Genomic DNA, 4,909 nt, shown 5'->3' with positions numbered 1-4,909 from the left:
ATGCCAAGACGCTCGCGCGGATCGCCGCCAGGAAAGGCTGACGGCGCGCGTTCCGCCATGTCAGGATCTCGCCGACATGTGAAGTGGCTGCCGACATGTGATGCGCCTCGAGCGTTGACGTCTTTGGCAGCGGCGTCTTTACTTGAGGCTCAAAGGAAGCGGCCGATGAGCAATCCTCTAAAATCAACCCTGGCGCTCGCTGCCGCTTTGTTTGTGTCCGCTGCCGCCGATGCCTCGGCCGAGACTGCGCACATATTCTGGAAGGATCTGCGTCCGGCTACGCAATCCGCCGCCGAAAACGTCGGGCTGCCGATGATCGCGGCAAAATTGCCCGACCATGGCGAAACGCTGTCCGTCAATCTTCAGGACAAAAGCATTCAGCTAGCCGGCTACGCATTGCCGGTCGATCGCGACGGTGATCTTGTCTACCAGTTCCTGCTGGTACCCTGGACGGGTGCCTGCAGTCACATGCCGACGCCGCCGCCCAACCAGATTGTCTTGGTTACGCCGGCCCGTCCCTACAAGATGTCCGAGGCCTATCAGCCTGTAGCGGTCACCGGCGCGCTGAAGCCGGACATGGAGAAGAGCCAGCTGTTCATCCTCGACGGCGTCAGCATCATCCAGTCTGGCTACAGCGTGCGCAAGGCAGATGTGGTGAGCGTCGAGACCGTGCCGGATACGATCACGCTGCCGGTGAACTCACCCTGGAGTTTCCTCAACAAAAAGAAGAACTAAGCGGGACGACTTTATGTGACGTTCAGCTCAGGCAGCGTTGGCACCCGATTCCTTGTCCAGAACCATGTAGTCGAGCGGGATTTCGGTCGTGTACTTGATCTGCTCCATGGCGAAGGACGACGACACATCACGGATTTCGATCTTGGCGATCAGCCGTTTGTAGAAGGCGTCATAGGCCGCGATGTCGGGCACCACGACGCGCAGGAGATAATCGACGTCGCCGCTCATGCGGTAGAACTCGACCACCTCGGGAAACTCCTGGATGACTTCCGAGAAACGCCGCAGCCATTCATGGCTATGCGAATTGGTGCGGATCGACACGAAGACGGTGACGCGCACATTGACCTTTTCATGGTCGAGAATGGCAACGCGCCGCTTGATGACGCCCTCTTCCTCGAGCTTCTGGATGCGTCTCCAGCAAGGCGTCGTCGACAGCCCGACTTTCTTGGCGACATCGGCGACCGCGAGTGTCGCGTCCTCCTGCAAGAGGCGGAGAATTTTTCTATCGAGGCGATCCATATCGTGCTCCCAAGGGAATAGAATGCCTATACTCTGCCTTATCCAGGCCTTTCACAAGAAAGAAATTCTGCTGATCGGGCAAAAAGCGAGTGATTTCTTGCTGAAAGGTCAGCCGAGGCGATAGCGGATTTCCGAACGCAGAAAAGGCAGCAAATCCATTTCAAACCACGGATTCTTCTTCAGCCAGCCCGTGTTGCGCCACGAGGGATGCGGCAGCGGCAGCACTTTCGGACCGATGGAATTCTCCCAGATGGAGCGCCAGTCCATGACCGTTTCCGTCAGTGAGGGCCGGCGCGCCGCACCCATGTGCCAGGACTGCGCGTAGATACCGATCGTCAGCACCAGATCGATCCGTGGCATAGAGGCCATCAAAGGTGCGCGCCAGGCCGCCGCGCATTCGCGCCTCGGCGGCAGATCTCCCCCCTTGGCATCCTGGCCGGGAAAGCAGAAGCCCATCGGGACGATTGCGAATTTTTCGATGTCGTAGAATTCGTCGCTCGTCACGCCAAGCCAGCTGCGCAGGCGGTCGCCGGAAGCGTCGGTGAACGGCATGCCCGACAGATGCACCTTGGTGCCGGGCGCCTGGCTGGCGATCAGGATCCGGGCGGTGGATGATGGGCGCAGCACTGGTCGCGGCTCATGCGGCAACGGCTTGCCGGCCGGATTTTCCACGCAGATGCGGCAGGCGCGGACCCTGGCGACGAGGTTTTCGAGTTCGGCAGTCATTCTCAGGCTGATGCGCTCGGCCGGCTGGAAACGGCTTGATGCCAGCGCAACACATTCGCGCACTCATCCGGTACCTTGATGCGTGCCGGCTTCATGAAGTCGACAGCGATCAGGCCGGTGATGTCGGCGATCGAATAGCTGTCACCGGCGATGAACTCCCGGCTGCCCAGTTCGCCGTCCAGCAGCCTGAGGAACGCCACGGCCTTCGGCTTGTTGGCCTCACCCCATTCAGGGACCTGCGGGATTTCCCATTCCTTCATGGCCGGATGGATGTGCCGGAAGGCCTGCGTGACGCAGCTGAGCAAATTGAATTCCATCCGCCTCTGCCACATCTCGACCTGCGCCTTGCCGAGTGCGCCACGCCCGAACAGGGCCGGTTCGGGATGCAGCTCCTCGAAATAGCGGCAGATGGCGACGGATTCGGTGATGACGGTGCCGTCGTCGAGCTCCAGCACCGGCAGACGCTGCAAGGGGTTGCGCGAGCTGACCGCCTGTTGCCTGTGTTCCAACGCGCCCATATCGATGGGCACCTGCGGAACCTCGATGCCTTTCTCGGCCAGGAAAACGCGGACCCGCCTTGGATTGGGCGCCCGGCCACCGTCGAAGAGCTTCATTCCATCCTCCTGTTCGTCCTCGGTTCCAGTTCCAGGATGCGCATCACCAGAAGCGAAAAATCTCGCGCACGGCATCGCCGATCGACGCCAGTGTGCCGTGCTTCTTCTCGACGACTTCGCCGTGATGGCTGTCTCGCCAATTCTGCGGCTGATCGAACGTTCCCGCCCAGATGCCGGCCTTTGCCGCGCGGGCGATGGCTTCCTCGCTCTCGAAGTCGCCATAGGCAACCGCCCAGCCCGCCTCGACCTGCGCGCGGTTGAGATCCTTGCCGCCGGCGGTGCAGTCGCCGAGCAGCCGGCCATAACGATCACGCTGCCAGCCGGTACAAGAGACGGGCTTGCCGGCGATCAGGCGAACGAGCGACTGACGCGCAAGCGTGCCGCAGGAATAGTCCGCGCCGTTCTTGCGGCAGGTCTGCGTATATTCCGGAGCATCGATGCCGCGCATGCGGATACGCTCGGTGCCAAGCGTGATCGAATCGCCGTCGTTGATGATTGCCACGCCTTGCGTCTTGCGTGTCTCCACCCGGTCGAGGCGGGCCGCCAGCAGGATCAGCAGTCCGAGGATGATGACGGCAAGCCCGTAATCCACCAGCCGGCGCCACAGGCTTCTGGGGCGCGCAACGTATCGCCGGCGCGGCCTCGGCGACCATGAACGGCTCATATGGCAAACGGTTGGTTAATCATTCGAACGTAGCTTAACACTTGGAAACCGCTGCTCGCATAAATTGAAGTTTTGATGCCCTTGCAACGCTCGAACACAGCGGACAAGTTCATTGTGGACCGCAGGAAACGCCATCGCAACAGCGATGTCGCGCGCGCGGTGCGCAAGACGCGTGACCGTCTTTCGCAGCAGGCCGGCAATCCCGATTTCGATCGCGAACTGCTGAAGCTGCATGCCCGAGCGATGACAAGCGGCGCCATCGCCATCCCGCTTCTCGTGCTGGCGATTGCCGCGGGTGGCCGGCTGGCCGGAATCGGCAATGAGATCGGGCTTTGGGCGCTGTTCACGCTAACCTGCTACACTATCGTTGCCGTCATGGCGCGGCGCATCGAGCGCACTGAAGCTTCCGAGCTCAACCCTTTGCAAGCACGGCGGGAATTCCTGATCGGCCATTTCCTGTGCGGTCTCGGCTGGGCTTGGTTCGTGTGGCTTGGCTGCAGCGTCTGCGAGGTCGATCCGTTCCACATCGTCAAGGCCGTGGTGCTGTTGTTCGCCATGGCGGCGACCGCGGTGATGACCTCGTCTCTGCGGGGCGCGCTGCTGGCGACCTTTGCCGTTCCCGTGGCGCTCTACGCCTATGCCGGCGCCAAGCTATGGATGCCGGTCGAGGCGATCATGGCCGCGCTGCTGGTCGTGTCGCTGCCGTTTTTCGCCTATGTGGCCCGTCATCTGAACCACTCGTCCCTGATGATGCTGTCGTTCCGCTCCGAAAAGGATGCGCTGATCGCCGAACTGGAGACGGCGAAATCGATGTCGGACGAAGCGCGGCGGCGGGCCGAGGACGCTAATCTGGCGAAATCGCGGTTCCTCGCCTCGATGAGCCACGAATTGCGCACGCCGCTCAACGCCATTCTCGGTTTTTCCGAGGTGATGTCGAACGAGGTGCTGGGACCGATGAGCAATCCCACCTATCGTGACTACGCCCATGACGTGCACGAATCCGGCCAGCATCTGCTCGACCTGATCAACGAGATTCTCGACCTGTCACGCATCGAGGCCGGCCGCTACCAGCTCAATGAAGAGCCGGTGATGCTGCTTGGTATCGTCGAGGACTGCTGTCACATGATGGAGTTGAGAGCGCGCAACAAGGATATCCGTGTCGTCCAGGATTTCGAGCACGAGCTGCCTCGGCTGTTCGCCGATGAACGGGCCGTGCGGCAGATCACGCTCAACCTTCTGTCGAACGCGATAAAATTCACCGCCACCGGCGGCGAAATCCGCGTCCGTGTCGGTTGGACGGCGGGCGGCGGACAATACATTTCGATCAAGGACAATGGCCCGGGCATACCGGAAGATGAGATCCCGATCGTGCTTTCCGCCTTCGGCCAGGGCTCCATCGCCATCAAGAGCGCCGAGCAAGGCACCGGGCTTGGCCTGCCGATCGTGCAAGGGCTGCTCGCAATGCATGGCGGCGAGTTCGAACTTCATTCCAAGCTGCGCGAAGGCACCGAGGCGATCGCCATCTTCCCGCTGAGCCGGGTGATGGAGGAATTGCCAGCATTGCCGACCGCGGCGGTGGCGGCTCGACGGCGGTAATACCTCAAGCCCTAACCGCGTACCGCCGCGCTGACCAGTTCGGGCATGGCTGCGG

6 protein-coding genes are annotated in these 4,909 nt (G+C 61.5%); 2 read left to right on the top strand and 4 right to left on the bottom strand.

Features of this window, described 5'->3' with window-relative positions; translation table 11 throughout:
* Positions 1–165 precede the first annotated feature (165 nt).
* Complete coding sequence (locus ENZ74_RS21940; RefSeq protein WP_013531710.1) at positions 166–735, top strand: DUF3299 domain-containing protein; 570 nt, start codon at positions 166–168, stop codon at positions 733–735.
* Between the two features lie 27 nt (positions 736–762).
* Here the strand turns inward: ENZ74_RS21940 and ENZ74_RS21935 are convergent, their stop codons facing one another.
* The 4 genes from ENZ74_RS21935 to ENZ74_RS21920 form a co-directional block, all read right to left on the bottom strand.
* A complete protein-coding gene (locus ENZ74_RS21935) occupies positions 763–1,254 on the bottom strand; it encodes an Lrp/AsnC family transcriptional regulator (protein ID WP_006205209.1) in 492 nt (163 codons plus the stop codon).
* A gap of 108 nt (positions 1,255–1,362) precedes the next feature.
* Positions 1,363–1,980 (bottom strand): uracil-DNA glycosylase family protein, encoded by a 618-nt coding sequence (locus ENZ74_RS21930; protein ID WP_024503311.1) that lies wholly within the window; start codon positions 1,978–1,980, stop codon positions 1,363–1,365.
* A gap of 2 nt (positions 1,981–1,982) precedes the next feature.
* A complete protein-coding gene (locus ENZ74_RS21925) occupies positions 1,983–2,594 on the bottom strand; it encodes a glutathione S-transferase (RefSeq protein WP_027161586.1) in 612 nt (203 codons plus the stop codon).
* Positions 2,595–2,637: 43 nt separating this feature from the next.
* Positions 2,638–3,258 carry a thermonuclease family protein gene (locus ENZ74_RS21920; protein WP_063167987.1) on the bottom strand — a complete coding sequence of 207 codons (621 nt, stop codon included), beginning with the start codon at positions 3,256–3,258 and terminating at the stop codon, positions 2,638–2,640.
* Positions 3,259–3,333: 75 nt separating this feature from the next.
* On the opposite strand from ENZ74_RS21920, the gene ENZ74_RS21915 reads away from it, so the two are divergent.
* The gene (locus tag ENZ74_RS21915; protein WP_063167986.1) at positions 3,334–4,854 is read left to right on the top strand and encodes a HAMP domain-containing sensor histidine kinase; all 1,521 of its coding nucleotides are present in this window, start codon (positions 3,334–3,336) and stop codon (positions 4,852–4,854) included.
* Positions 4,855–4,909: the final 55 nt, after the last annotated feature.

Source organism: Mesorhizobium sp. M7A.F.Ca.CA.002.15.2.1 (genome assembly GCF_003998715.1).
Taxonomy (GTDB): domain Bacteria; phylum Pseudomonadota; class Alphaproteobacteria; order Rhizobiales; family Rhizobiaceae; genus Mesorhizobium; species Mesorhizobium ciceri.
This window is presented reverse-complemented; position numbering and strand designations above follow the sequence as displayed.

Bases quoted from the DNA above. Each gene is read 5' to 3' on its own strand.
- ENZ74_RS21940 (WP_013531710.1), top strand. From the start codon at position 166: ATGAGCAATCCTCTAAAATCAACCCTGGCGCTCGCTGCCGCTTTGTTT.
- ENZ74_RS21920 (WP_063167987.1), bottom strand. From the start codon at position 3,258: ATGAGCCGTTCATGGTCGCCGAGGCCGCGCCGGCGATACGTTGCGCGC.
- ENZ74_RS21930 (WP_024503311.1), bottom strand. From the start codon at position 1,980: ATGACTGCCGAACTCGAAAACCTCGTCGCCAGGGTCCGCGCCTGCCGC.
- ENZ74_RS21925 (WP_027161586.1), bottom strand. From the start codon at position 2,594: ATGAAGCTCTTCGACGGTGGCCGGGCGCCCAATCCAAGGCGGGTCCGC.
- ENZ74_RS21935 (WP_006205209.1), bottom strand. From the start codon at position 1,254: ATGGATCGCCTCGATAGAAAAATTCTCCGCCTCTTGCAGGAGGACGCG.
- ENZ74_RS21915 (WP_063167986.1), top strand. From the start codon at position 3,334: ATGCCCTTGCAACGCTCGAACACAGCGGACAAGTTCATTGTGGACCGC.